This window comes from Flammeovirga yaeyamensis (genome assembly GCF_018736045.1).
Lineage (GTDB): Bacteria > Bacteroidota > Bacteroidia > Cytophagales > Flammeovirgaceae > Flammeovirga > Flammeovirga yaeyamensis.
The window spans coordinates 2,649,321-2,675,102 of sequence record NZ_CP076132.1; the positions used below are offsets into that span (position 1 = coordinate 2,649,321).

General features: G+C 33.8%; 23 protein-coding genes. 14 read left to right on the top strand and 9 right to left on the bottom strand.

Translation table 11 applies throughout. The features are described from left to right. Positions 1–148 precede the first annotated feature (148 nt). The 3 genes from ftsH to KMW28_RS10370 all read left to right on the top strand — a co-directional run bounded on the left by ftsH (position 149) and on the right by KMW28_RS10370 (position 3,212). Entirely contained in the window at positions 149–2,149 is a 2,001-nt protein-coding gene (ftsH, locus tag KMW28_RS10360; protein ID WP_169663474.1) for an ATP-dependent zinc metalloprotease FtsH, read from the top strand. Then, entirely contained in the window at positions 2,142–2,366 is a 225-nt protein-coding gene (locus KMW28_RS10365; protein ID WP_169663473.1) for a hypothetical protein, read from the top strand. The genes ftsH and KMW28_RS10365 overlap by 8 nt, the downstream gene beginning before the upstream one ends. A 96-nt stretch (positions 2,367–2,462) precedes the next feature. Continuing rightward, positions 2,463–3,212: a phenylalanine 4-monooxygenase gene (locus KMW28_RS10370; RefSeq protein ID WP_066207585.1), complete on the top strand. Its 750-nt coding sequence runs from the start codon at positions 2,463–2,465 to the stop codon at positions 3,210–3,212. Between the two features lies 1 nt (position 3,213). On the opposite strand, the gene KMW28_RS10375 is transcribed toward KMW28_RS10370, so the two are convergent. The 3 genes from KMW28_RS10375 to KMW28_RS10385 all read right to left on the bottom strand — a co-directional run bounded on the left by KMW28_RS10375 (position 3,214) and on the right by KMW28_RS10385 (position 5,290). Then, positions 3,214–3,633 carry a redoxin domain-containing protein gene (locus KMW28_RS10375; protein ID WP_169663472.1) on the bottom strand — a complete coding sequence of 140 codons (420 nt, stop codon included), beginning with the start codon at positions 3,631–3,633 and terminating at the stop codon, positions 3,214–3,216. Positions 3,634–3,669: 36 nt separating this feature from the next. After that, a complete protein-coding gene (locus KMW28_RS10380; RefSeq protein WP_169663471.1) occupies positions 3,670–4,887 on the bottom strand; it encodes a bifunctional 3,4-dihydroxy-2-butanone-4-phosphate synthase/GTP cyclohydrolase II in 1,218 nt (405 codons plus the stop codon). Positions 4,888–5,020: 133 nt separating this feature from the next. Next, entirely contained in the window at positions 5,021–5,290 is a 270-nt protein-coding gene (locus KMW28_RS10385) for a hypothetical protein (RefSeq protein WP_066207579.1), read from the bottom strand. A gap of 79 nt (positions 5,291–5,369) precedes the next feature. On the opposite strand from KMW28_RS10385, the gene KMW28_RS10390 reads away from it, so the two are divergent. Both KMW28_RS10390 and ffh read left to right on the top strand, forming a co-directional pair. Beyond that, complete coding sequence (locus KMW28_RS10390; protein ID WP_215585716.1) at positions 5,370–5,885, top strand: hypothetical protein; 516 nt, start codon at positions 5,370–5,372, stop codon at positions 5,883–5,885. Positions 5,886–5,978: 93 nt separating this feature from the next. Next, entirely contained in the window at positions 5,979–7,355 is a 1,377-nt protein-coding gene (gene ffh / locus KMW28_RS10395; RefSeq protein WP_066207577.1) for a signal recognition particle protein, read from the top strand. A gap of 56 nt (positions 7,356–7,411) precedes the next feature. Here ffh and KMW28_RS10400 read toward each other — a convergent pair whose 3' ends face one another. Further along, positions 7,412–7,939 carry a GNAT family N-acetyltransferase gene (locus tag KMW28_RS10400; protein WP_205958148.1) on the bottom strand — a complete coding sequence of 176 codons (528 nt, stop codon included), beginning with the start codon at positions 7,937–7,939 and terminating at the stop codon, positions 7,412–7,414. Position 7,940: 1 nt separating this feature from the next. Continuing rightward, positions 7,941–9,224, bottom strand: a complete 1,284-nt coding sequence (locus tag KMW28_RS10405; protein ID WP_169663469.1) for a UDP-N-acetylmuramoyl-tripeptide--D-alanyl-D-alanine ligase — start codon at positions 9,222–9,224, stop codon at positions 7,941–7,943. Positions 9,225–9,414: 190 nt separating this feature from the next. On the opposite strand from KMW28_RS10405, the gene mdh reads away from it, so the two are divergent. From mdh to KMW28_RS10435, 6 genes are all read left to right on the top strand, one after another. Continuing rightward, on the top strand, positions 9,415–10,347 hold the full coding sequence (gene mdh / locus KMW28_RS10410) for a malate dehydrogenase (protein ID WP_169663468.1): 933 nt from the start codon (positions 9,415–9,417) through the stop codon (positions 10,345–10,347). Between the two features lie 213 nt (positions 10,348–10,560). After that, positions 10,561–11,883 (top strand): protoporphyrinogen oxidase, encoded by a 1,323-nt coding sequence (gene hemG, locus KMW28_RS10415; protein WP_169663467.1) that lies wholly within the window; start codon positions 10,561–10,563, stop codon positions 11,881–11,883. Between the two features lie 129 nt (positions 11,884–12,012). Next, positions 12,013–12,669 (top strand): fructose-6-phosphate aldolase, encoded by a 657-nt coding sequence (gene fsa / locus KMW28_RS10420; protein WP_169663466.1) that lies wholly within the window; start codon positions 12,013–12,015, stop codon positions 12,667–12,669. A 104-nt stretch (positions 12,670–12,773) separates the two neighbouring features. Next, positions 12,774–12,977 (top strand): fructose-6-phosphate aldolase, encoded by a 204-nt coding sequence (locus KMW28_RS10425; protein WP_066207565.1) that lies wholly within the window; start codon positions 12,774–12,776, stop codon positions 12,975–12,977. 5 nt (positions 12,978–12,982) lie between these two features. Then, positions 12,983–13,693 carry a cell division ATP-binding protein FtsE gene (locus KMW28_RS10430; protein ID WP_169663465.1) on the top strand — a complete coding sequence of 237 codons (711 nt, stop codon included), beginning with the start codon at positions 12,983–12,985 and terminating at the stop codon, positions 13,691–13,693. Then, the gene (locus KMW28_RS10435) at positions 13,693–14,064 is read left to right on the top strand and encodes a DUF983 domain-containing protein (RefSeq protein WP_169663464.1); all 372 of its coding nucleotides are present in this window, start codon (positions 13,693–13,695) and stop codon (positions 14,062–14,064) included. The genes KMW28_RS10430 and KMW28_RS10435 overlap by 1 nt, the downstream gene beginning before the upstream one ends. A gap of 26 nt (positions 14,065–14,090) precedes the next feature. Here KMW28_RS10435 and KMW28_RS10440 read toward each other — a convergent pair whose 3' ends face one another. From KMW28_RS10440 to KMW28_RS10450, 3 genes are all read right to left on the bottom strand, one after another. Further along, positions 14,091–16,976: a WD40/YVTN/BNR-like repeat-containing protein gene (locus KMW28_RS10440; RefSeq protein WP_169663463.1), complete on the bottom strand. Its 2,886-nt coding sequence runs from the start codon at positions 16,974–16,976 to the stop codon at positions 14,091–14,093. Between the two features lie 11 nt (positions 16,977–16,987). Continuing rightward, on the bottom strand, positions 16,988–18,376 hold the full coding sequence (locus KMW28_RS10445; RefSeq protein WP_169663462.1) for an outer membrane protein transport protein: 1,389 nt from the start codon (positions 18,374–18,376) through the stop codon (positions 16,988–16,990). Between the two features lie 69 nt (positions 18,377–18,445). Further along, complete coding sequence (locus KMW28_RS10450; RefSeq protein WP_169663518.1) at positions 18,446–19,726, bottom strand: citrate synthase; 1,281 nt, start codon at positions 19,724–19,726, stop codon at positions 18,446–18,448. A 417-nt stretch (positions 19,727–20,143) separates the two neighbouring features. Between KMW28_RS10450 and topA the strand changes: the two genes are divergently transcribed. The 3 genes from topA (at position 20,144) to lpxK (ending at position 25,106) form a co-directional block, all read left to right on the top strand. Further along, positions 20,144–22,555 carry a type I DNA topoisomerase gene (topA, locus tag KMW28_RS10455; RefSeq protein ID WP_169663461.1) on the top strand — a complete coding sequence of 804 codons (2,412 nt, stop codon included), beginning with the start codon at positions 20,144–20,146 and terminating at the stop codon, positions 22,553–22,555. Positions 22,556–22,833: 278 nt separating this feature from the next. Then, the gene (gene sucC / locus KMW28_RS10460; protein WP_066207550.1) at positions 22,834–24,024 is read left to right on the top strand and encodes an ADP-forming succinate--CoA ligase subunit beta; all 1,191 of its coding nucleotides are present in this window, start codon (positions 22,834–22,836) and stop codon (positions 24,022–24,024) included. A 74-nt stretch (positions 24,025–24,098) separates the two neighbouring features. Next, positions 24,099–25,106, top strand: coding sequence for a tetraacyldisaccharide 4'-kinase (lpxK, locus tag KMW28_RS10465; RefSeq protein WP_169663460.1), 1,008 nt, complete (start codon positions 24,099–24,101; stop codon positions 25,104–25,106). On the opposite strand, the gene KMW28_RS10470 is transcribed toward lpxK, so the two are convergent. Beyond that, positions 25,103–25,765 (bottom strand): arginine-tRNA-protein transferase, encoded by a 663-nt coding sequence (locus KMW28_RS10470; RefSeq protein WP_169663459.1) that lies wholly within the window; start codon positions 25,763–25,765, stop codon positions 25,103–25,105. The genes lpxK and KMW28_RS10470 overlap by 4 nt on opposite strands. Positions 25,766–25,782 lie beyond the last annotated feature (17 nt).

Genomic DNA, 25,782 nt, shown 5'->3' on the forward strand with positions numbered 1-25,782 from the left:
TAATTAATTTGACACTAGTAGAAAACCTGCCGCTCATAGCGTCAGGCTTTTTTATTTCTAAAAAATTCTATTTATTTTCAAACTATTAATTCAAACGACTACATGATTGCTATGTGCCGATTGTAACTAATCCTAACTTACTAGTTTAATGAAAAACACAACTAAATTCTCCATTTGGTACTTTCTCAGTATTCTCGGTGGAATGCTCTTTTTAGAAACCCTATTTTTTTCAGGTCCCAATATGAAAGAAATGTCTTACAACGATTTCAGAGAGAATCTTGATAAAGGCAAAATAGAACAAATTGTAATTTCTGATGAGAAAATCTATGGTAAAGTAAAAAAAGAGGAGGATTCAACTGAAATTGATCAACAGTTGCAAAAGGTAGAGGCACAAGAAGCCGCTGAGGCAGAAGGAGACACCGCTACGGCAAATACAAGAAGTGGTTTATGGCATCTTAATCCAGAAGGGAAATCAACACCTTGGAGTATGCGTCTAAACTATGAGAAGAGGAAAGAAGAATTAGCCCGTCAATTCTATGTAATCAAATTAGATGATAAAGACCTGGTACATGATTTACAGGTAAAGGGTATTGATTATAAAGGGGTAATAGAAAACGATTGGTTAGGTAATTTTATTTCCAATTGGGTAGTTCCATTCCTAATTCTAATCTTTATTTGGGGCTTCTTTATGAGAAGAATGACCAAAGGTGGAGGCATGGGAGGAGGTGGAAACAACTACCTTAATGTTGGAAAAAGTAAAGCAAAAATCTATGCTTCTGATGCAGAACATCTACATGATTTTAATGATGTTGCGGGTTGCGACGAAGCCAAACAAGAATTAGCAGAGGTAGTTGACTTCCTTAAGAATTCAGAAAAATATACAGACCTTGGTGCCAAAATTCCTAAAGGTATTTTACTTGTAGGCCCTCCGGGTACAGGTAAAACTTTATTGGCTAAAGCAGTAGCAGGAGAAGCGGGTGTACATTTCTATGCATTATCAGGTTCTGATTTTGTTGAAATGTTTGTGGGTGTAGGTGCAGCAAGAGTGAGAGACTTATTTACTCAAGCCAAAGCTAAATCGCCTTGTATCATTTTTATTGATGAATTAGATGCTATCGGTAAAAGCCGTGGTTCTAACGGTATGTCAGGAAATGACGAAAGAGAAAATACATTAAATCAACTATTGGTTGAAATGGATGGATTTGCAGCAGACCAAACAGTCATCGTTTTGGGTGCTACCAACCGACCAGAGATATTGGATAAGGCATTATTGAGACCTGGACGATTTGACCGTCAGGTACAAGTAGATAGACCGGATCTTAATGGTCGTCTAATGATATTGAAAGTACACTCAGGAAAAATTAAATTGGGTGATAATGTAAACTTAGAAGAAATCGCTGCACAAACAGCCGGATTTGTAGGAGCAGATCTTGCCAACCTTTGTAACGAAGCTGCTTTACTGGCAGCAAGAGAGGGTAAAACAGAAGTGCATCATCACCATTTCTTTGATGCATTCGAAAGAGTTGTAGCAGGACTAGAAAAGAAGAATGCTGTAATTAATGAAGCAGAGAAAAGAACGGTTGCCTATCATGAAGCTGGTCATGCTATTGTAGGTCACTTTACAAAAGGAGCAGATCCGGTACGTAAAGTATCTATCGTACCAAGAGGTTCGGGTGCTTTGGGATACGTTCTTCAAGCTCCAACAGAGGACCGTTTCTTAATGAGTAAAGAAGAACTAATTGGTAAAATCAAAGGTCTTCTTGGTGGTAGAGCAGCAGAAGAAATCAAATTTGGTGTTGTGTCTACTGGAGCATCTAATGATTTAGAGAAAGTAGCGAGTATCGTAAGATCAATGCTTACCGTTTATGGTATGAGTGATCATTTTCCGAATTTATCTTTACAAAAAGAAGGACAGAATAACTTCTTAGGTAATGGAGGACAAAGCATTAGAAGATCTGAAGACCTTGAGAAACAAATCGATCAAGAATCTTTAGCAATCATAGCGAAGTGTTACGAAGAAACTAAAGAATTCTTAAAAGAAAGAAACGATGACCTCGAAAAGCTTGCAGGTATTCTTTTAGAGAAAGAAATTTTGGACGAAAGCGATGTAAATCGTATTCTTGGGCCAAGATTAGTGGAACATGATTAGAAAAGAAGAAAAAATCGATCAGCTTATTGATCGTGAAGTCAAAAAATTAAAACATTCTATTAAGTCTGGAATGTTACCTATTGAATTTATTTCATTTGATATTTTCATTGAGAATTTTAGTGATGATTATCAAATAGATAGTGCTCAAATAGAGTATGTGAAAGATAAATCTAGGAGTGTTTTAAAAGATAACAACGTGAAAATAAAAGGGATTTAATTGACAAATCTCGTAAAATTTTCACATATTGAAGGATTGGGATGTTATTCCAATCCTTTTTTACTAACTGTATTTTAACCAATTCAACATATAAACATGTATTTTGTAAATAGTCAAGAGTATGATAAATATACTCAGGATGACCTCTCCGTATGGAAAACACTTTTTGAGAGGCAAATGAAAATGCTACCTAATTTAGCTGAAGATGACTTCTTGCATGGAGTAAGAACAATTCAGTTTACCGCGAACAAAATTCCAGATTTTAAAGAGCTTGATCAGATCCTAGGCAAAGAAACTGGATGGGGGATTACACCCGTTACAGGTCTTATTCCAAACAAAGAATTTTTTGAATTATTGAAAGCGAAACGTTTTCCTTCATCTTCATGGTTCAGAAAATTGAGTGAACTAGATTATCTAGAAGAGCCCGATATGTTTCATGATATCTTTGGACACGTTCCTTTATTGACAAATGCTGATTTTTGTAAGTATCTAGAGAAGATGAGTGTTATCGCTTTGAAATACATCGAAAATGAGCATATCATCGAATTGATTTCTAGATTATACTGGTACACAGTGGAATTTGGTTTAATTCAAACCGAACATGGACTAAGAATTTATGGTGCTGGAATCTTATCATCTAAAGGTGAATCAGAATATAGTTTATTTAGTGATGTTCCAGAAAGAGCGGACTTTAATGTATTAGAAATTCTAAAAACACCTTACATCAAAGATAAATTCCAAACGAAGTATTGGGTAATCAAGAATTATAGTGATCTAACAGATTCGTTAGATGAGTTGGATCAATTACTTTCTCAAATTAATGATGGATCATTAATAGTTAACTAATTTAACTAAAGATAAAGTCTATATGTTTTTGAGGGGTTGACATAAAAACACACCTATCGACCTCTATAAAATCATGATCAAATGCCACAGTTGTTCTTTGTGATAAAGAAAGCTGTGGTATTTCTGTTTTTAGAAATTTAGCGATTCTTCGGGATGGATCAGAAAGAATAGGAAAGGGGTACACTCTTTTTTTAAGCTGTTGTTTGATTTGATTTTCTGATAAAGAACAAATCACATATATTTCATAGTTAGCCGACTCAATATCCATGTAATTAGATTTAAGAAGATCTAAATGTTGCTGATCTCTCAAAGTCTGAACATCATTAATCAGCACCAAAAAGAATTTTTGATGTTGAAGTGTATTGAATTTATATAATTTTTCAGACTCGTTTCGGAGTTCTAAATTTTCAAAAAAGTGCATAAAAAAAAGGGGAACTAAACTGTTCCCCCAAATTAATTATTTTAAAATATTGTGACCAAGTTTGTCTCTTTTCGTTTCCAAATACTTTTGATTGTATTTGTTTGGAGCAATCTCGATTGGAATATTTTCGACAATCTCTAATCCGTAACCGATTAGACCGGCTCTTTTCTTAGGATTGTTAGAAATCAATTTCATTTTAGTGATACCCAATTTTCTTAAAATTTGAGCACCAACACCATAATCTCTTTGATCAGATTTGAAACCCAAAGCTTTATTTGCTTCAACAGTGTCCATACCTTCTTCTTGAAGCTTATAGGCTTTTAGTTTGTTGATTAGACCAATTCCTCTTCCTTCTTGATTCATGTAAAGAATAACTCCACGTCCTTCTTTTTCAATCATTTCCATTGCAGCGTGTAATTGAGGGCCACAATCGCAACGACAAGAACCAAAAATATCTCCCGTCACACAAGAAGAGTGTACTCTTAACCAAACTGGATCGCCTGTGCTAATATCACCTTTAATTAGGGCAAGGTGTAGTTCTCCAGTGTTTGTTTGTCTAAAAGCCTTTAAGTTGAAATGTCCGAATTCAGTAGGCATATCTACTCCAATTTCTTCTTCAACTAAAGTGTCTTCTAAATCTAATCTATATTGAATAAGATCTTCGATACTGATTAATTTCAGATCAAATTTCTTAGCTACTTCTACCAAATCTGGAAGACGAGCCATTGTTCCATCATCATTGATGATCTCTACTAAAACACCTGCAGGTTGTAAACCAGCTAAACGTGCTAAGTCAATTGCCGCTTCTGTATGACCAGCTCTTCTAAGCACACCACCACGTTTTGCCTTTAGAGGGAAAATATGACCTGGTTTACCTAATTCGCTAGGATCAATGTTAGGATCAACAAGAGCTTGAATTGTTTTAGAACGGTCGCTTGCAGAAATACCAGTAGTACAACCATGACCAATAAGGTCGATGGATACAGTAAATGGAGTTTCGAAAGCAGCTGTGTTTTTACCTACCATCAGTTCTAGGCCAAGGTCTTCGCACATGTCCTCGATAAGAGGTGCACAAATTAAACCACGACCTTCTTTAGACATGAAGTTGATAATTTCAGGTGTCACTTTTTCTGCAGCACAAACAAAATCACCTTCATTTTCTCTATCTTCGTCGTCAACAACGATAATAATTTCACCATTTTTGATGGCTTCAATACCTTCCTCGATAGAGTTTAATTTAAATTTTTCTGACATTGTTATAAGTGAGTATGGACTCGGATTCCAATTAAGTATATATGTGTTTCAACAAAGTTATCAAAAATTGATGAAACTACTTGTATAAACTATGTAATGTTCAACTATGTTTATAAGAAATATCCAATTTCTTCTAAATTAATGAAGTAATAAAAATACTTCCAATAATTATCAATCCTCCTAACATGTATAAAATGATCATGTTTGCTTGTAACCATTTTTCGTCTTTGTTTTTACTAAACTCATAAAGACGTGTTCCAAGAAAAATACAAATCATACAAGTAATAAATATTGTTGTTTTATGGTTTAGGGGATCTCTAGGAATACCATCATAGTTTTTATAAATGATATCACCTATACCCATTCCCATTAATGCACCAATACCAATAAATCTCTTTAACATGATATTTCTTCTAATTTCTGCAAAGGTAAAAAGGTTAATGATAGTTCATAACATAATTACTTAATATTTTAATAATAGTATGTTTGCATTATTAATACGAAAATTAAAAAAGATGCGTCTTACAAAAGGAATAACTGGTTTTTCAGAAACCCAAAATGAATATATAGATAATGATATTTGGAAGCAGACCGTACAAAGTTTTTTTTCGGTAAAAGCGGAAGTGAATTTCTCAGATCGATATAATTTCAATTATCATTTTATAGAATACGATCATCAATTGATGTTACTTTTTAAGAATAAGTTTTCGAACCTTTTTGCAGTGGCAGAGGTCATAGATGACTCAGATGAGTACCATAAATTGCCTGAACATAGATTTATTAACCATTCTGACATTTCAGATTTTTTTGAAGGAATAGGGTTCGAATGCTTGGATGAAAAATTTGTCAATTCAAAAATATCTACATCTAACAGTCTTAAAACGAATTTACTAGAAGATCTATCTAAAGAAGAACAGGAGCAAATTCTTAAAAAAGAACCTGAGACAATTGGAAATATAATTTTTAATGATTGGAAAAAATCAAGAAGGAAAGTGTAGTTTAGACAAAATTAAATTGTAAAAACCACATAGAAACTTTATTTTTGCCTGCTAAAATAGAATTGTAAGCAAATACAATATTTATAAAAATATATGTTTGATAATCTTAGTAACCGAATTGACCGTGCAATAAAGAATCTGAAAGGTGAGGGGTCAATTAGTGAAATCAACGTTGCATCTACGGTAAAAGAAATCCGTCGTGCACTACTTGAAGCCGATGTAAACTTTAAGGTAGCCAAAGAAATTACTAATGAAATTCGTGAGCAAGCCTTAGGTCAGAATATTCTTATTGACGTTAAACCAGGTCAATTATTTACTAAAATTGTTAGTGATAAATTAACTGAGTTGATGGGTGGAGAAATGATTCCATTCTCGCCTCAGGGATCTCCAGCAACTGTACTTATCTCTGGTTTACAGGGTTCTGGTAAAACTACATTTACTGGTAAGTTAGGTGCTCGTTTAAAGAAACAAGGTCAACAAGTACTTCTAGTAGCAGCCGACGTTTATCGTCCTGCCGCGATTGATCAGCTAGAAACACTTGGTGAGCAAATTGGTGTTGATGTTTATACCGAAAGAGAAAACAAAAACCCAGTAGAAATTGCTCAAAATGCCATTAAACATGCGAAGACAAACGGTAAATCTATCGTAGTTGTCGATACAGCAGGTCGTTTGGCAGTAGACGAGGAGATGATGAAAGAGATTGAAGCTGTTAAGAATGCAGTCAATCCTTCAGAAACTCTATTTGTTGTAGATTCAATGACTGGTCAGGATGCCGTTAATACAGCAAAAGCATTCAACGATCGTCTTGATTTTGATGGTGTTGTTCTTACAAAGTTAGATGGTGATACACGTGGTGGTGCTGCCCTTTCAATTAGAAGAGTAGTAGAGAAGCCTATTAAGTTCATCTCAACTGGTGAGAAATTAGAAAATACTTTAGATGAGTTCCACCCTGATCGTATGGCCCAAAGAATCTTGGGTATGGGTGACGTTATCTCCCTAGTTGAAAGAGCACAACAAGCTTTCGACGAGGATGAAGCAAAACGTTTGAACAAAAAGCTTCGTAAAAACCAATTCGATTTCAACGACTTATTGTCTCAAATCCAACACATCAAAAAGATGGGTGATTTGAAAGATTTGATCGGAATGGTTCCTGGTTTAAATAAAATGGTGAAAGATCAAGAAATTGATTCTAACGCATTTAAACCTGTTGAAGCAATCATCAACTCTATGACTCCTTACGAAAGATTAAATCCAGATGTATTGGATCAATCACGTAAGAAACGTTTGGCAAATGGTTCAGGGACTTCAGTTCAGCAAGTGAACAACCTAATCAAACAATTCGAGGAGATGCGTAAGATGATGAAGAAAGTGAACAAAATGTCTGGTATACCTGGTATGGGTAAAAAAGCCAAAGGACAAAAGAAAGGTTCACTTCGTTCTCGTTTAGGAGGAGGAAAGAAAAGAAGATAATTTCTTTTGAAAATATATTAAGGGTCAATATCAAGTTATTTGATGTTGACCCTTTTTTATTTTTTCCATTCTCTTTTCAATAAAGCATAAATAACATCATCTACCCACTTATCATTGTGAAAATAGCTGTCAATATGATGTGCTTCTTTTCTAAAACCTAGTCTTTCTAATAATTTAATAGAAGCAGAATTGTTTGGATCTAATGACGCTGAAATTCTATGTTTCTTTAGCTTATGGAAAAGAACATCAATAATACTCTTAACCGCTTCTGTAGCATACCCTTTTCCTTGATAATCACAACTTAAAGTATATCCGATTTCTATTTGATTATTATCTATAAAATGAATACCTAAATCCCCAATAACTATTTCTGAATTTTGTTCTATTATCGCTAGTTGAAACCAAGTATTAGGTAAGTTAAAAGTAGGTGTTAACTTTCTGATAAAGTGGTGTGTATCTTCAATAGTATCAGGTATCCAGCTTTGATACTGATTAGCAATTTTATTTGAACGATAATCAAATAGTTGCTCTGCATCTTTAATTGATAATGGTCGAATGAATAATCTTTGTGTTGATATTTCCATTTTATTCGAAACTATCTTTTAAAATTTCTAATCCCATAGATCTAGAACCCTTAATCAGAATGATGCCTTCAGTAACTTTTTGCTCACCTAGATATTGAATTGCTTTCTCTTTATCATCAAAGAATAATGCTTTGTCAGAAGAATGTTCACCGAAACGTTCTCCAATAAAAATGCAAGCTGCAAAACCTAAGTTTAATGCTTTGTCAATAATATTCTTATGCTCTTGAGATGATATGTCACCCAATTCGAACATATCACCTAGAATGATATATTTCTTCTTATCTGATTCGATTAATTTAAGATTTTCTAAAGCCACTTCTACTGATGAAGGATTGGCATTATAAGCATCTAAAATTAAAGTGTTTGATGTTGTTTTGACAATTTCAGATCGGTTATTCGAAGGAATATAGGAAGCAATCGCTTGATGCATTTTTTCAGCTGATATACCTAAAAACTTACCTACACAAAATGCTGTCTGAATATTCTCAAAGTTGTATGCACCAAATAAATTGGTTTCAACTCTTTTTTCTTGTCGGTCTTTATAAACAATAAAAGGATTGACCTCTACAAATTCTAAATTTGAGAAATCATATTCACCACCATAAAAAACAGGTTTTTGCATTCTCTTTGACATATTCATCAAAAGATCGTCTTGAGAATTGATATATATAATTCCTTCGTTTTTGATGAGGTAATCGAAAATTTCACTTTTGGCTCTAACATTCTGCTCAAAACTACCAAAGCCTTCAATGTGGTCTTTTCCGATATTTGTAACAAAACCTTGATTTGGTAAGGCTATTTTTACCAATTCAGCTACTTCTCCTACATGGTTGTCACCCATTTCAATTAAGGCTACTTCAGTACCAAGTGGCATGTCTAATAGAGTAAGAGGAACACCAATATGATTGTTGAAATTTCCTTTTGTAGCATGTGTTTTAAAAGTAGTTTCACACACTTTTAATAAGATTTCTTTGGTCGTTGTTTTACCATTAGAACCCGTAATAGCAATGACCGGAATATCAAATTGTTGTCTATGATATTTAGCTAATTCTTGGAGTGTAGAAAGTACGTCATCTACAAGAATAAATTGATCTGAACAAACTACATTTTCATCATCAACTACAGCATAGGAAGCCCCTTTTTCTAAGGCACCTTTGGCGTATTTATTACCATCAAAATTTCCTCCCTTTAAGGCAAAAAATAGGGCGTTATCTTTTATTTGTCTAGAGTCTGTTGTGACTCCGTTAGCTGTTAAAAAAAGTTTATATAAATCTTGAATCTTCATCCGGTAATCAGTGTTTTTTACAAAGAAATATGGTTTTATCAAGTAATGCAATTTTGATAAAAATTAAAAACTGACAAAAATCATTTTAAACAAATTCTCTTATCATTCATTTATATTAAATAATTAATGCATTTTTGTATTGTAAATTTTTTATAACACAAGTTTTACAAACTAGCAAAAAATAAATCACATGAAAGTAACAGTAGTAGGTGCGGGTGCAGTAGGTGCAAGCTGCGCAGAGTATATCGCTATCAAAGATTTCGCAGACGAAATCGTATTAGTTGATATCAAAGAAGGTTTCGCTGAAGGAAAAGCAATGGACTTGATGCAAACGGCTTCTTTAAACGGTTTTGATTCAACTATCACTGGTGTTACAAACGACTATGCTGCAACTGCAGGTTCAGACGTAGCAGTAATCACTTCTGGTATTCCTCGTAAGCCAGGCATGACTCGTGAAGAGTTGATTACAACTAACGCAAACATCGTAAAAACTGTAGCTGAGAATTTAATCAAGCATTCTCCAGAAGTAATCATCATTGTGGTATCTAACCCAATGGATACAATGACTTACTTAGCTGCAAAAGCAACAGGTCTTCCTAAGAACAGAATCATCGGTATGGGTGGTGCTTTAGATAGTGCTCGTTTCAAGTACCGTTTGGCTGAAGCTTTAGATTGTCCTCAATCTGACGTATCAGGTATGGTAATCGGTGGTCACTCTGACGTAGGAATGGTTCCATTGATCGAAAAAGCAACTCGTAATTCTGTTCCTGTATCTGAGTTCTTATCTGAAGAGCAAAAAGCAGGTATCGTAGAAGCGACTAAAGTAGGTGGTGCTACGTTGACTAAATTATTAGGTACTTCAGCTTGGTATGCTCCAGGTGCTGCAGTTTCTGAATTAGTTAAAGCAATCGCTTTGGATTCTAAGAAAATGTTCCCTTGTTCAGCACTTCTTGAAGGTGAATATGGTTTGAACGATCTTTGTATTGGTGTACCAGTATTGATTGGTAAAAACGGTATCGAGAAAATCGTTGAAATCGAGCTTTCAGAAGACGAAAAAGCAAAATTAGTAACATCTGCTGAGGGTGTTTCTAAAACAAATGGTCTGCTTGAAGTTGAAGCATAGGAAATAATATACATTTCAATATTGGAAGCCACTCAGTTTTGAGTGGCTTCTTTTTTTTGCTCTCCAATTAAAAATTTATAATAATCAGTTACTTTTTAATTGAAATAAGTAAATTTGATGTCTTTAAAAGGAATAATAGTTCATTCTCTATGATGGATATTTTTATCTTTTAATTGAGAAGTATTTGAATCAGTGATCTTTACATAATTATATATGAAAATTGGAATTGTTGGTGGAGGCATATCTGGCTTAACAGCTGCTTTTTATTTACAGAAAAAAGGGTACGACTGTACCGTTTTGGAAAAAAATAATGTAGCAGGAGGATGTATTTCCACTGAACAAAAAGATGGGAGAATTTATGAAAATGGACCCAACTCTCTACTCTTTACATCTAAACATTTAAAGTTTATAGAAGAAGTCGGTTTTTTAGATGAATTAATCGAAGCTGAAGCTGTAAATAAAGATAGATTCATACTTAAAAATGGTAAGTATCATGTACTTCCATCAGGACCTCAAAATTTCTTCTCTAACAAGTTTTTTTCTGGTAAAACCAAATGGAAGATAATCACAGAATATTTCAGAAAAAATCAAGCAGCATCGGATAAAGAGACAGTATATGATTTCTTTCTAAGAAGGTTCAACAAAGAAATATGTGACTATGCCTTGGATCCATTTGTTTCCGGTATTTATGCCGGAGATCCTAAGAAATTAGCCATTAAAGCCTCTTTTCCATCACTCTATGAAGCAGAACATAAACATGGTTCGATTATCAAAGGGATGATAAAGAAAAGAAAAGAGAACAAAGAAAATGGTGTACCAACTGAAAGAAGAACCGCTTACAGTTTTAAGGAAGGTAATTTCTCTTTTATCAAAAAGTTGGCTGATCAGGTGAATATTAAATCCTCATTTACTGTAAAAAATATACTGAAAGAGGAGCAGTATTTTACTATAGAAGGTGAATCAGAAACTTTACAATTCGATCATGTAGTCATTGCATCAGATATTTATTCAAGTAGTTCTTTCTTGAAAGGATTGTTACCAACTGTGGCGAATAAGATCGAAAATATTGTAGCTCCACCAATGTGTGTCGTTCACAGTGTTTATAGTAAAGATGCAGTGAAAAATGCTCCAATTGGTTTTGGAGGATTAAATCCACGATTAGAAAAAACATTTACTGCTGGTTCGATTTGGACTTCATGTATATTTCCAAATAGAACACCACAAGGAGAAGCTATGATCACTTCTTTTGTTGGAGGGATGCAAAATCCTGAAAAAACAAACTTGTCAGAAGATGAGTTAAAAGAAGGAGTAGCACATGAGCTGAATTCAACACTCAATATTGAAGGTCAACCTATTTATCAGAAAGTATTTAAATGGGAAAAGGCAATTCCTCAGTATTCTTATGATATAGTAGAATTATGGGAAGAAATGAACAAAAACGAAATAGATGGACTTCATTTCACAACCAATTGGAAAGGAGGTATTGCAGTGCCAGAATGTATTGATCAGGCAATAGCTTTATCAGAAAACATCTAGTTGATATATTTTTTCATTCAAAAATGATGAATTTTATCTTTGAATGATATACATAATATTTTTAATTCTATTTTTGCGATGAGTAATACTTATCAGATATTTAACTTATAGAATCTAAACATAAACGATATGAAATTTTTTATTGACACAGCTAATTTAGACGAAATCAAGGAAGCATACGCTATGGGCGTATTGGACGGTGTAACAACTAATCCGTCTTTGATGGCTAAAGTTGGAGTGAAGGGAAAGGAAGCTGTTCATGCTCACTATAAAGCAATTTGTGACATTGTTGATGCTAACGTAAGTGCAGAGGTATTGTCAACAACCTATGAGGAGATGATCAAAGAAGGTGAGGAGTTGGCAGCAATTGATCATAAGATTGTTGTAAAAGTACCTATGATCGAGGATGGAGTAAAAGCTATTAAATATTTTTCTAGCAAAGGTATTGATACAAACTGTACGCTTATTTTCTCAGCAGGTCAGGCCTTGTTAGCTGCGAAAGCTGGAGCAACTTATGTATCTCCATTTATTGGTAGATTAGATGATGTTTCTACAGACGGTATGCAATTAGTAGAAGATATCGTAACAATTTATGAAAACTACGGTTTCGGTACTCAAGTACTAGCTGCTTCTGTACGTCACCCAATGCATATTATGCAGTGTGCTGCTATTGGTGCAGACGTTGCCACTTGTCCTTTGACAGCAATCAAAGCACTATTGAATCACCCTTTAACTGATAAAGGTTTGGCTCAATTTGTAGCTGATGCTAAAAAAATGGAAGAATAAAAATTAATAGAGGTTGTTTTGTACACAGATGAGACAACCTCTTTCTTATATGCTCTTTTATTTTCAGTATTTCAGAAAAAAATTAAGGGTAATCATCAATTACTATGTATATTATCAAAGTAAAGGGTAAAGCAAAAATCCCTAATTATATCCAACTAAGAGACGAAAACTTTGTGTTGATCGCTTATTTTAGAGCGGATAGGCCTCTTTCAAAATTAGAAAAATATGGTCTTGAAGGTAAAGAGGAAGCACTTAAAAAAGTAATTGATCATCTTGAGTTTGGTAAAATTCAGAAATTAGAAATTTAATCTTAATGAATTCAGTAGTTAGTTTAAGAGATGTAAAGCTCAGTTTTGATGGAGCCGTAGTATTAAAAGATATCAGTATTGATATCGCTTCTGGAGAGTTCGTATACTTATTAGGACCTACAGGAAGTGGTAAATCATCTTTATTAAGACTATTGTATGCAGATCAAAAACCTACTGATGGAGTAATTAAGGTAAATGGATTTCAAGTGGATGAAATCAAAGATAAAGAGGTTCCTTTCTTAAGAAGATCATTAGGGGTAATCTTTCAAGATTTTGAATTACTTACGGACAGATCTGTAGAAGATAACCTTGAGTTTGTGATGAAAGCGACAGGCTGGAAATCAGCAGCTCAGATAAATCAGAAAATTGATGAAGTACTTGAGAAAGTACATTTGTCAAAAATATCCAGACAAAAGATGCCCCACCAATTATCAGGTGGTGAGCAACAAAGAGTAGCCATTGCTAGAGCTTTGATCAACAATCCAAAAGTACTTATTGCAGATGAACCTACAGGAAACTTAGATCCGAAAGTATCCAGGTCAATTCTTCAATTATTTAAAGAAATCAATTCAGACGGTACTTGTGTGATCATGGCAACACATCAACATTCATTTTTAAGATTAAATCCTGAACGTTCAATCGTTTTTGAAAAAGGATCGATCAAAGATATTTCAAAAAAACAGGTACAACAGAAATTAGACCTAAATCAAGCCTAATGAATTTTACTTCTATACTAGCCGTTTTAAATAATCGTTGTCCTTCTTGTCGAGAAAAAAGTATCTTTACTAATGCCGCTTACTCGACATCATTCCATAAAGTACATAAGAGATGTCCCAACTGTAATGCTAATCTCGTTCCTGAAACGGGATTTTATTATGGAGCAATGTATGTAAGTTACGCTATTAATACAGCCATCATTTTAGGTGTAATGTTTGTATTTACCGTATTACTTGATATTGATGATGTAAGTATTTTATTAGCAGCAGCAATTGGACCTATGATTGTTTTTATGCCTTTGATATTTAGACTGTCAAGATCCATTTATTTACATCTCGTAGGAGGGATAAAATATCAAGGAAAAAAATAAAGGTTGCCGAAGCAACCTTATTTTCTTTATGGGATTTTCTTTTTCTTTACTCTTCCTCCATTATTTTCTGGAGCTTTTATTTTTAGTTTCTCAGATTTTGAAGCACCATTTATTGTAAATCGAATTGTATATTCACCTTCATCGAGGTAGTAATTGCCATTTTGCTTTTCAGCTAATTGATATTTCTTTTTGTACTGTTTCTGATAAATCTCTTTATATTCTTTTCCTACTTCGAAATTATATTTGATATAGTTAATTCCCTTATCAACAGTGGATGTCTGAGTGAATATCACTTTATCTTTAATTAGAACTTCCATCTTCATTTCCCCATTTGATGAAACAAAAACAGGAATGTCAATAGTCGATTCAATAGGAACACCCCATTCAAAATAACCTTCAATCTGACCCCATTTTTTATTTAAAGTTTCTTCTTTTAGAGGATAGGTAATAATCGCCTTCTCAAAATCTTTTGATGAGAGATTTTGGATGTTGTCTAATTTTCCAACATAAATACTTCGACCATGAGTACCAACAATGATTTCATTATCTCTAGGGTGAATAGCTAGATCGTGAATGGCCACTCTAGGTAAATCACCAAGTACCATAAAACTTTTTCCAGTATCAAATGATATGTAAAGGCCATGATCAGTTCCAACATAAAGTACTTCTTTATTGTTAGGATCCTCTTTGATGACATTTATTGATTCGGCAGGTAAATCACCAAGTTTACTCCATGAATCACCTTTATTTGTAGAAACATATAAATAGCTATTGAAATCATCATTTCTGTAGCCATTTAATGATACATAAACGGTATTCACATCATACTTTGAAGCTATGACTCTACTTACCCATAGATTTTTAGGTAAACCTTTAGAAATAGCTTTCCAAGAAGCACCAACATTTTCAGAGATGCTTACTATCCCGTCATCAGAACCTGTATAAATAAGACCGAATTGAATAGGGGATTCAGAAATTGTAGTCAATGTACCAAAAGGAACATTTCCTTGAATTCCACCATTCGTTAAATCATTAGAAACAGCTTCAAAACTTTCTCCTTGGTTTAAAGAACGGTGTAGGCGATTAGACCCAAAGTAAATTACGTCGTAATTGTGCTTAGAAACGACGATAGGAGACTGCCAATTCCATCGTAAGGGTTTCTCACTTAAAGTATGTTTGGGGGTGATGTAGGACATTTTACCAGATTTCTGATTGATCTTGTAATAATTCCCAAATTGATAACCTGTGTAGATAATATTATTATCTCTTTCGTCTACACCAATTTGCATACCGTCACCACCCATTACTGATTGGAATGGATATTTACCATTGTATTGCCAACCTCTACTAATTTCAGTTTTAGAAGAACCAACCCAGACACCATTATCTTGTAGACCTCCATAAATATTATATGGTTCAGCCATATCGTAATTTATTGAGTAAAACTGTCCAACAGGGAAACTATTACATTTAAAGTAATTCTGACCTCCATCAAATGATATGTTGACACCACCGTCGTTACCAAGAATAATATGATCCGTATTGTTGGGGTTAATCCAAAGTGCATGATGATCCACATGTACATTATCATCACCTAAATCTTTCCAAGTTTTTCCTCCATCAGTAGAACCTAAGAAAGGAACACCCAAAATATAAATTCTATTATCGTCTTTTGGATCTATTCTAATATTTCCAAAATAATAGCCAAAGGTATACACCACACGGTCCAAATAATTATCGTGTGTTTTCTTCCATGATAGACCGCCATCTTCAGAAACATATACTTCAGCACCTTTTACTTCTGTATTGAATAAATCTTCCTCAGCATCACCTAAATAATCTACTAAAGCTTTAGGAGAATATTTTTCATTCTTGATATCAGATTTTATGGATTCAGCATTGTACTGTTTAGGGAAATTATAATGATCAAGATATTCATTGATATCATCATCAGATAATTTTGAAAAAGCATCATTACTCATTTCATTTAACTGATTGAAATGAAGAGCAATTTCTTTTTTTTCAACATCCTCCTTAGCATCTTGATTATCTAAAAAAGCATATAGTTTATCAGAATTTTGTGATGATATTCCTAAGCCAATACGTCCAACACCATCACTATCAGGAAAACCTGTATTACCGACTGTTAATCTCTTCCAGGTTTCACCACCATCAACAGATTTATAAATTCCAGATTCTTTACCTGAGGCTTTGAAATTCCATGCATTTCTATGTCTTTCCCAAGCTGATGCATATAAAATATCAGGGTTTTTAGGGTCAATGATAAGATCAATTACACCAGTACTATCAGAGACAAATAAGGTTTTACTCCAAGTAGCACCTCCATCAGTTGATTTATAGACTCCACGATGATCATCTTTAGAATATAAATTACCAATTGATGCGACCCAAAGTGTATTGTCATTTTTAGGATGAAGAACGATTCGTCCAATATGTTGTGTATTTTCTAAACCTATATGATTCCAAGTTTGCCCTTTGTCATTCGACTTGTATAAACCATTACCTGCATAACTCGATCTTGATGAGTTGTTTTCACCAGTTCCAATGTAAATCGAGTTGTTTTCCCAATTAACCGCAATATCACCAATAGTCATGGATGCTTCGTCTTGAAACAATGGTGTGAATTTCACTCCATTCGAATTTGTATACCATAGACCACCTGAGGCAAAGGCACTATAAAATTCATTTGGATTGTTAGGGTTTGCATCAATATCAGTAACACGGCCACTCATTATTGTTGGGCCTACATTCCTAAATGGTACGTTCTTGAAAAAGGATTTGTCTTTATTGTTTTGATACTGAGCAAAAGCTTCATTTCTATCAACCTTCTTTTGGGAAAATGAATAGAATGGAAGTAAAGTAATAATTGAAATTAGAAAGAAATTTTTCATTAATATGTTTATTATAGTTGTGTTCTATCTTTGAAGTGGTAGGTTATACCAAATACTAAATTGAATTGGAGATAGGTTGCTTTTGTATTATAATTAATGTCTCCGATTTCTTGATATGGACGAGCAGTTAAATTGACCAATTGAGGGTCTCCTTTTGAAAAACCCATATCAGCTACAATTCCGGCAATCACATTAAACCTTGGGCCAAACCACTCAATGCCGGAAGATATATGATAAAGATCCCAATAATCGTAAGATAACAGATTTTCGGAAGTTGGGTTGATCTTATTTTGGTCTAGGTTATTGAAATCTGTTCTAAAACCTGATAACAAATTTATCTTTTCAAAAAGTTTGTTTTTAAATCCGAAGGCAAGATTCACTAACTGTTTATTGGCTGCATAATATTGACCAAAGCTTTCATCTTGAGGTCTAAACATGGATTGTTCAGCTTTCATTTCGAAAATTCCATATTTATTGATAGGTCCAAAATAACCAACTCTCAACGAGATTTCAGAATTTCTTGTGTGATAACCAATATTAATATCAGCTGTAAAAGGATGTTTGTACTTACTAAAAATCTTTTCTTGTGAAGAAATTGTTTTGTGAACTTCGCCTTGGTCATTTTTAGTTTCTAATGTTCTTATCAAACTAGACTTTGATAAAAATGGTAATCTAATATCTTGTGTTTCAAAATTAAAACCAAGGTTGAGATTTTCATTAACTAACCATGCAACACCTAATTTCCATAAAATAGAAACTTGATTAAATCGCACATTTTTATAATCAACATGATAGTTAGTTACCTCGTTGTTTACACCCCAAGTTTGATTGATATTGTTAGTGATCTGTGCATTCTTTATATCAACAAAACTTGTGATACCAACGCCTAACTTTTCATTTAATCGAAATGTAGTTCCTATGGCAAAACGATCATTCCGAAGTACAGTTTTATAGTTAAAGTAACCCTCGTATATTTCTCCAGTTTCAGGTATAAATGCTGTATTTGAAGAAGTATACTCAGCACGATTATTCAATAGATTAATAATGGCATAAGTGACTTTGAAATTTTTCTTGTCATATTTAAAAGCTGTACCGGCAACCATTTGAGGTTTGGTGTCCATTGTATTCATTTTAATATGCACACCTTCGCCCGCACCGTTTGCTATATCTACAACAGTATAACCAATCAAGTCTGAAGTAAAAGATACATTCGGAGTTTCTGTAAAAGCTAAGGCACCAGGATTGTAGAAAATTGCACTGTTATCATTCACACCTGAAGCTAAAGATCCTCCTAAAAGGTTGCCATTAGCTCCTTGTTGCTGTTGCCAATAAAAATTTCCTTGAGAGTAACTAAGAAATGGAGTAATAAATAGGAGTAGAGTAAATAATTGCTGTCTCATAAAGACAATGTAGTTTTTTAGTTAAAAAAAGCCATCATTTCTGATGGCTTTTTCTTTATTTCTAAAACCTTATTTAGTTGGATAAGGTCTTGCAACTTCACCTGTATAGATTTGGCGAGGTCTAGAAATTGGTTGATTAAGATTTCTAGATTCTTTCCATTGTGCAATCCAACCTGGAAGACGACCAAGAGCAAACAATACTGTAAACATTTCAGTAGGGAAGCCCATCGCTTTATAAATAATTCCAGAGTAGAAATCAACGTTAGGGTAAAGTTTTCTAGCTTTGAAGTACTCGTCGTTCAATGCTTTTTCTTCTAAACCTTTTGCGATTTCTAATAGAGGATCGTTGATACCTAATTTTTCAAGAACTGCATCAGCATGCTTTTTGATGATCTTTGCTCTTGGATCAAAGTTTTTGTAAACTCTGTGACCAAAGCCCATTAAACGGAATGGATCATTAGGATCTTTTGCTTTGTCGATAAATTTATCAACATCACCACCGCTAGCGTGAATGTCTTCTAACATTTCGATTACTGCTTGGTTAGCACCACCGTGAAGTGGTCCCCAAAGTGCGTTAATACCTGCTGCGATAGCTACATATAAAGAAGCTTGAGAAGAACCAACTACTCTTACAGTTGCAGCTGAACAGTTTTGCTCGTGGTCTGCATGAAGAATTAATAGTTTATCCAAAGCGTCTACTAAGATAGGGTCAATCTCATAATCTTCAACAGGAAGACCAAACATCATTTTCATGAAGTTTTCGATATAACCTAATTTATTTTCTGGATACATTAGAGGGTGACCAATACTCTTCTTGTACACCCATGATGCTAGTGTAGGTAATTTTGCAATCAAACGGTGGATTGTTAAATCAACCATTTTAGGATCTCTGTTTGGATCCAACGATTCCGGGTGGAATGCAGTCAATGAAGTAACCAAAGAAGATAAAACACCCATTGGATGTGCATCTGCTGGGAAACCATCAAAGATCTTTCTTACATTCTCATGAACTAATGTGTGACGAGAAATGTCGTGTTTAAACTGCTCAAATTCTTGGGCTGTTGGTAATTCGCCATTGATAAGTAAGTAAGCTACTTCTGAGAAAGTAGAATGCTCACATAAATCTTCAATCGAATAGCCTCTGTATCTTAAGATACCTTTTTCTCCGTCTAAGAAAGTGACATCACTTGTAGTCGAACCAGTGTTCTTAAATCCTACGTCTAAAGTGATCAATCCACTTGTCGCTCTTAGTTTACTAATATCTACTCCTAGCTCATCCTCTGAGCCCTTAACTACTGGTAAATCGTAAGTATTACCCTGGTAAGTTAATTGCGCTGTGTTTTCACTCATGTTTTTTTCTGACTTTGTTTGAGGTTTGTTGTGGTCAAGTTCTACTTCTTGCATTTTGGTGTTAATTAATTTGTTCGCACGTGTAAAATAATCGCCTCATGGGTCGCTCCATTGATTTGAGTGCCTAAATATATCTTAATAATAGTTTTTAAACAAAAAAATGGGGTGTTTTTGACATTGTTAGATTAAGAAATGATTAATTATCAAGGAAAAATAATTTTGTTGATAGAAATGACATTTGTCATAATCATACTTGATAAAAATTAGCATTTCTAAATTTTTGTTATTGATTTTACTTTTTTATTACTTTTTTTTTTGAACTTTAATAATGTTTGTGATAAGTTGTTTCGCGCGGGAGGAAAACCTCTTTATTTCGCAAATGAAAAATAGAAGACTAATAGTGTAATATAAATATATATGTCAAGAAACCTTTTAATTGTCGAGTCACCTGCAAAGGCAAAGACAATAGAAAAATACTTAGGCGAAGGATATACAGTAAGATCAAGCTACGGACACGTTCGAGATTTAAAGAAAGGTAACGATGCCATTGATGTTGAAAAAGACTTTTTGCCCATTTATGAAGTACAGTCTGATAAAAAAGATGTAATTCGTGAGCTTAAAAAATTAACTAAGGAAGCAGAAACTGTATGGTTAGCGACCGATGATGACCGCGAGGGGGAGGCTATTTCTTGGCATTTACAAGAGGCACTCAATTTAAAAAATAAAGACACTAAAAGAATTGTCTTTAGGGAAATTACTAAAACTGCGATTCAATCTGCGATACAAAAGCCTCGTACTATTGATATTGATTTAGTTAATGCTCAACAAGCTAGAAGAATTCTTGACCGTTTAGTAGGTTTTGAATTATCTCCAGTACTTTGGAAAAAAATTCAAAGAGGCCTTTCAGCAGGTAGAGTTCAAAGTGTAGCCGCTCGTCTCGTTGTTGAAAGAGAAAGAGAAATAGAAGGCTTTAAACCAAAAGACTATTATAGAGTAGTTGCTAATTTTGATTTAGGTAATAATAAATCATTAGAAGCTGAGCTGAATACAAAGTTTAATACTAAGGAAGAAGCAGAGAAATTTTTAAATGATTGCTTGGGTGATGATTTCAAAATTTCTGATATCAAAACACGTCCAGGTAAAAAATCTCCGGCACCTCCATTTACTACTTCCACTTTACAACAGGAAGCGAGTAGAAAACTAGGTTACTCAGTGGCTTCTACTATGTCTATTGCTCAACGATTATATGAAGCTGGACATATTACTTATATGCGTACCGATTCATTAAATCTATCTCAAGAAGCTATTCAATCAGCTACAGAAGAGATTGCAAATGTTTATGGTGATGCATATGTTCAAGAAAGACATTTCAAAACTTCTAATAAAGGAGCACAAGAAGCTCACGAAGCCATTAGACCTACTAATTTTAAAAACCACAAATTAAAATTAGAAGATAATAGAGAGGCTAGATTATATGATTTGATCTGGAAACGTGCAGTTGCTTCTCAAATGTCTGATGCTCAATTAGAAAGGACTACTGCAGAAATTACTACTCCAAAAAGAACTGAGAAGTTTACCGCTAAAGGGGAAGTAATTAAGTTTGAAGGTTTCTTAAAGGCATATATCGAATCGAATGACGATGATGATATTGAAGAGGATGAAACTACAAAAGGTATGTTACCTCCTTTGAATGTTGGTCAAGATTTGCCTATCAATGTAATTAATGCTACTCAAAGATTTACTAGACCAGCTGCTAGATATACTGAAGCAAGCTTAGTAAAAACTTTGGAAGAAAAAGGGATTGGTCGTCCATCAACTTATGCTCCTACAATTTCAACTATTCAAAAAAGAGAATATGTGATTAAGGAAGCTAGAGATGGAAAAGAAAGAGCTTATAATCAATTAACTCTTTCAGCTGGCGAAATCGTAAGCAAGGACCTTAACGAAACTTATGGTGCTGAAAAAGGAAAGTTATTCCCTACAAATATGGGAATGGTGGTAAATGATTTCCTTGTAAAGCATTTCCCTAAAGTTGTGGATTATTCTTTTACAGCAAATGTAGAGGAACAATTTGATGAAATTGCTCATGGAAATATGGAGTGGCAAAATATGCTGAAAAACTTCTATACTCCATTCCATGAAAATGTAGTTGATACAGAGGAAAATGCTGATAGAGCAGAGGCACATGCTGAAAGAGAATTAGGTATTGATCCTCAATCAGGAAAAAGAGTCATTACTCGTTTGGGTAGATTTGGTCCTATTGTTCAAATTGGTGAGCAAGACGATGAGGAAAAGAAGTTTGCATCATTAAGAAAAGGTCAATACTTAGAGTCTATTACTCTAGAAGATGCCCTTGAGCTATTTAAATTACCTAGAACTCTTGGTAAATTTGAAGATAAAGTAGTAGTTGCAGCCATTGGTCGTTTTGGACCTTATATTCGACACGATGGTAAATTTGTTTCTTTAGGTAAAGAATATGCTCCAGAAACAGTTGAATTAGATACTGCAATTGAGCTGATTTTAGCTAAAAGAGAAGCAGATGCTAAGAAGCTGATCAAAACATTTGAAGAAGAAGAAAACCTTCAATTATTAAATGGTCGTTGGGGTGCTTATATTTCTTACAATAAGGCAAATATTAAAATCCCTAAAGAGTTAAAGGAAAAGGCTGCTGAATTAACTTATGAAGAAGTTAAGAAAATCATAGAAGAGGCACCTACTCCTAAAACTAGAGGTAAAGCTGCTGCTAAGAAAGAGACAGCAGCAAAGAAAACCACCGCCACAAAAAAGAAAGCTCCCGCTAAAAAGAAGACAGCGGCGAAGAAAAAATAATCGACAAACACGCTTAATTTTCATTAAGCGTGTTTTTTTTATTTCAAAAAAACTTAAAATTCTTTTTGCCTAAATAAATATTAATGCCTTAATAATTGAAATTTAACCGATTATTAGGTTAAAAGGGTAATTATTATTTTGAATATTCGCATAAGCAAATTTGACTTTTGTTTTATTTTATTTAGAATTGTATTACCAAACTGTAATGATGAAGGTCATTGCGTTTAAAATATAGCAATACACTAAACAAACTTGTGCACCCAAAAGGGGAAAATGTCATGAATATTCACGAATACCAAGCAAAAAGTATTCTTCAAGAATACGGTGTTAAAGTTCCAGTAGGATACGTAGCTGAAACTGCAGATGAAGCTGTAGAAGCTGCTAAAAAACTTAACGAAGAAACAGGTACTAACTTTTGGGTGGTAAAAGCTCAAATCCACGCAGGTGGTCGCGGTAAAGGTGGCGGAGTTAAGGTTGCCAAAAGCTTAGAAGAAGTTAAAACACTTTCTGAGCAAATTATCGGAATGCAATTAGTTACTCCTCAAACTGGACCTGAAGGCAAGAAGGTAAATAAAGTGATGATTCAACAAGATGTATACTATCCTGGTGAGTCTGAAATCAAAGAATATTACATTTCTGTTCTTTTAAACAGAGCTACTGGTAAAAACATGATCATGTACTCTCCAGAAGGAGGTATGGACATCGAAGAAGTAGCTGAAAAAACTCCTGAGAAAATCTTCCATGAAGAAGTTGATCCAGGTTTAGGTATCCAAGGTTTCCAAGCAAGAAGAATTGCTTTCAACCTAGGTACTTCAGGTAAATCATTCAAAGAGATGGTAAAATTCGTTACAGCATTGTACAATGCTTACGTAGGTACTGACTCTGAAATGTTTGAAATCAACCCTGTATTTAAAACTTCTGATGACCAAGTAATGGCAGTTGATGCAAAAGTAGGTATCGACGATAACGCTTTATACCGTCATAAAGATATCGCTTCAATGCGTGATATCTCAGAAGAAGATCCTACTGAAGTAGAAGCAGGTGAATCTGGTCTTAACTATGTAAAACTTGACGGTAACGTTGGTTGTATGGTAAACGGAGCAGGTCTTGCAATGGCTACTATGGATATGATTAAGCTTTCTGGTGGCGATCCAGCAAACTTCCTTGATGTTGGGGGTGGAGCTAACGCTAAAACAGTAGAAGCAGGATTTAGAATCATTCTTAAAGATCCTAACGTTAAAGCTATCCTTATCAATGTATTCGGTGGTATCGTAAGATGTGATCGTGTAGCAAATGGAGTTGTTGAAGCTTACAAAAACATTGGTGACATTCAAGTACCAATTATTGTTCGTCTTCAAGGAACAAATGCTGAAGAGGGAGCTAAGATTATCGACGAATCAGGTCTTAAAGTAGTATCAGCGATTACTTTATCTGAGGCGGCTGAAAAAGTAAAAAATGCTTTAGCATAAATAATATTATAAGACAATAGTCTTTGAAGCAGTTGAAAGCGTATGTTTTCAACTGCTTTTTTTATCTTTGAATTATGGAATTCTTATTAAAACCACTTTCAAAAATTTATGATGCAATTACGCATCAAAGAAATAAGTCATACGATTCAAAGCCATTTAAAACCTTTAAGTTCGATATCCCGATGATCAATGTTGGGAATTTATCTGTTGGAGGTACTGGCAAAACACCTTTTGTTGAATTTTTAATACAAAAATATCAGGAAGAATATAATGTAGGTGTTCTTAGCAGAGGTTATGGTAGAAAAACTAAAGGACCAATTAAAGCAGACCAAGAAGCGACATCAAAATCTATTGGAGATGAACCGATGCAATATCATTCTAAATATGATAAAGTAGAAGTAGTTGTAGCTGAAGAAAGAGTTTTTGGAGTTCCACTTTTTGAAAATACAGATTTAGTTCTTTTGGATGATGCTTTTCAGCATAGAGGAATTCACCGAGATGTAAACATCATGCTCTCTGATTATAATGCTCCATTTTTTGATGATCATGTTTTACCATACGGGCGCCTAAGAGAAAGAAGAGAAGGAGCTAACAGAGCGGATATTATTATTTTCACGAAATGTCCTGAAACTCTAGATGTTGAAACAAAAAAGAATTATACAGAAAAAGCTAAAAATTATAGTAATGCAGAAGTATTTTTTACATCCATAAAATATGATAAAGCGTATTTTTTAAAAGACAATACTGAAGTTAAAATACCTTCGAAAATTAATCTGCTCACTTCTATTGCAAATCCAAAGCCACTAATAGAACATCTTGAAAAGATAAATATCAGTGTAGATCATCATTTCAAATTTAGAGATCATTATTCTTTTACCGAGAAAACGATTGCTAGGGTAGAATCAGAAAGTAAAATAAATAATATATTAATTACTGAAAAGGATGCCGCAAAACTGAAATCCTTAACCAAAGAATCAAATTTTAATTATTTTGTTCTTCCTATCACTCCTCATGTTCTATTTGATGATGAGGATAGTATGATGAATAAAATTAACTCTATATTGAAAAAGGCAAATGATTAACCACTATAAGGTTGCCATTTGTTTTCATTCCAATTCAAAACCTCTAGTGGTTTAAACTTCTTTTTGTAATCGTAAAAAGAGGGGATATCATAGGAGTAGCCATGATAGTAATAGATAAAATCATTAGCCAAACCAAATTGTATTTCTAAGAGCATAGTTAGTAGTCCCAAGCTATATTTAGAATAGTTTGGGTCGTACATACCATATATTGATGACAATGATTGTTCTCCCATCCCTATATAGCTAATAGCAATAGTTTTTGTGTTATCAAAAACTCTTAACTCGTATATTTTTGTCGGTGTATTTTGAGTATTTGTTTTTGATAAGAAGTCATAAATTGAATTAGGGATATTATCTACAAATTTCTGCTTATGGATATCAAATAATTCATTAGTAGTCTCATCAATAGTAACTTTATCAATCGAACAAGTAAATGATTTTGCTTTATTTAAAATTTTCTTTTGAGATTTACTCAAAGAAAAATTAATTAAAGGAATACGAAGAGGAAGGACATTGCAAACTTTATCTTGATGAAAATTAATATTGTAACGAAAGAAATTTTCTCCAAAATGTCGGTATCCAGCAGCCAATAAATAATCGTATTGAGATGGGGTAACGTAGCTTTTAATAAAATCGTCTACAATATATTGAATCTTCATATTACAAATCTGGCTAA

What these genes read in the sequence shown, in the direction of transcription:
- ftsH (WP_169663474.1), top strand. Translation starts at nt 149, where the DNA reads ATGAAAAACACAACTAAATTCTCCATTTGGTACTTTCTCAGTATTCTC.
- KMW28_RS10365 (WP_169663473.1), top strand. Translation starts at nt 2,142, where the DNA reads ATGATTAGAAAAGAAGAAAAAATCGATCAGCTTATTGATCGTGAAGTC.
- KMW28_RS10370 (WP_066207585.1), top strand. Translation starts at nt 2,463, where the DNA reads ATGTATTTTGTAAATAGTCAAGAGTATGATAAATATACTCAGGATGAC.
- KMW28_RS10375 (WP_169663472.1), bottom strand. Translation starts at nt 3,633, where the DNA reads ATGCACTTTTTTGAAAATTTAGAACTCCGAAACGAGTCTGAAAAATTA.
- KMW28_RS10380 (WP_169663471.1), bottom strand. Translation starts at nt 4,887, where the DNA reads ATGTCAGAAAAATTTAAATTAAACTCTATCGAGGAAGGTATTGAAGCC.
- KMW28_RS10385 (WP_066207579.1), bottom strand. Translation starts at nt 5,290, where the DNA reads ATGTTAAAGAGATTTATTGGTATTGGTGCATTAATGGGAATGGGTATA.
- KMW28_RS10390 (WP_215585716.1), top strand. Translation starts at nt 5,370, where the DNA reads ATGTTTGCATTATTAATACGAAAATTAAAAAAGATGCGTCTTACAAAA.
- ffh (WP_066207577.1), top strand. Translation starts at nt 5,979, where the DNA reads ATGTTTGATAATCTTAGTAACCGAATTGACCGTGCAATAAAGAATCTG.
- KMW28_RS10400 (WP_205958148.1), bottom strand. Translation starts at nt 7,939, where the DNA reads ATGGAAATATCAACACAAAGATTATTCATTCGACCATTATCAATTAAA.
- KMW28_RS10405 (WP_169663469.1), bottom strand. Translation starts at nt 9,224, where the DNA reads ATGAAGATTCAAGATTTATATAAACTTTTTTTAACAGCTAACGGAGTC.
- mdh (WP_169663468.1), top strand. Translation starts at nt 9,415, where the DNA reads ATGAAAGTAACAGTAGTAGGTGCGGGTGCAGTAGGTGCAAGCTGCGCA.
- hemG (WP_169663467.1), top strand. Translation starts at nt 10,561, where the DNA reads ATGAAAATTGGAATTGTTGGTGGAGGCATATCTGGCTTAACAGCTGCT.
- fsa (WP_169663466.1), top strand. Translation starts at nt 12,013, where the DNA reads ATGAAATTTTTTATTGACACAGCTAATTTAGACGAAATCAAGGAAGCA.
- KMW28_RS10425 (WP_066207565.1), top strand. Translation starts at nt 12,774, where the DNA reads ATGTATATTATCAAAGTAAAGGGTAAAGCAAAAATCCCTAATTATATC.
- KMW28_RS10430 (WP_169663465.1), top strand. Translation starts at nt 12,983, where the DNA reads ATGAATTCAGTAGTTAGTTTAAGAGATGTAAAGCTCAGTTTTGATGGA.
- KMW28_RS10435 (WP_169663464.1), top strand. Translation starts at nt 13,693, where the DNA reads ATGAATTTTACTTCTATACTAGCCGTTTTAAATAATCGTTGTCCTTCT.
- KMW28_RS10440 (WP_169663463.1), bottom strand. Translation starts at nt 16,976, where the DNA reads ATGAAAAATTTCTTTCTAATTTCAATTATTACTTTACTTCCATTCTAT.
- KMW28_RS10445 (WP_169663462.1), bottom strand. Translation starts at nt 18,376, where the DNA reads ATGAGACAGCAATTATTTACTCTACTCCTATTTATTACTCCATTTCTT.
- KMW28_RS10450 (WP_169663518.1), bottom strand. Translation starts at nt 19,726, where the DNA reads ATGAGTGAAAACACAGCGCAATTAACTTACCAGGGTAATACTTACGAT.
- topA (WP_169663461.1), top strand. Translation starts at nt 20,144, where the DNA reads ATGTCAAGAAACCTTTTAATTGTCGAGTCACCTGCAAAGGCAAAGACA.
- sucC (WP_066207550.1), top strand. Translation starts at nt 22,834, where the DNA reads ATGAATATTCACGAATACCAAGCAAAAAGTATTCTTCAAGAATACGGT.
- lpxK (WP_169663460.1), top strand. Translation starts at nt 24,099, where the DNA reads ATGGAATTCTTATTAAAACCACTTTCAAAAATTTATGATGCAATTACG.
- KMW28_RS10470 (WP_169663459.1), bottom strand. Translation starts at nt 25,765, where the DNA reads ATGAAGATTCAATATATTGTAGACGATTTTATTAAAAGCTACGTTACC.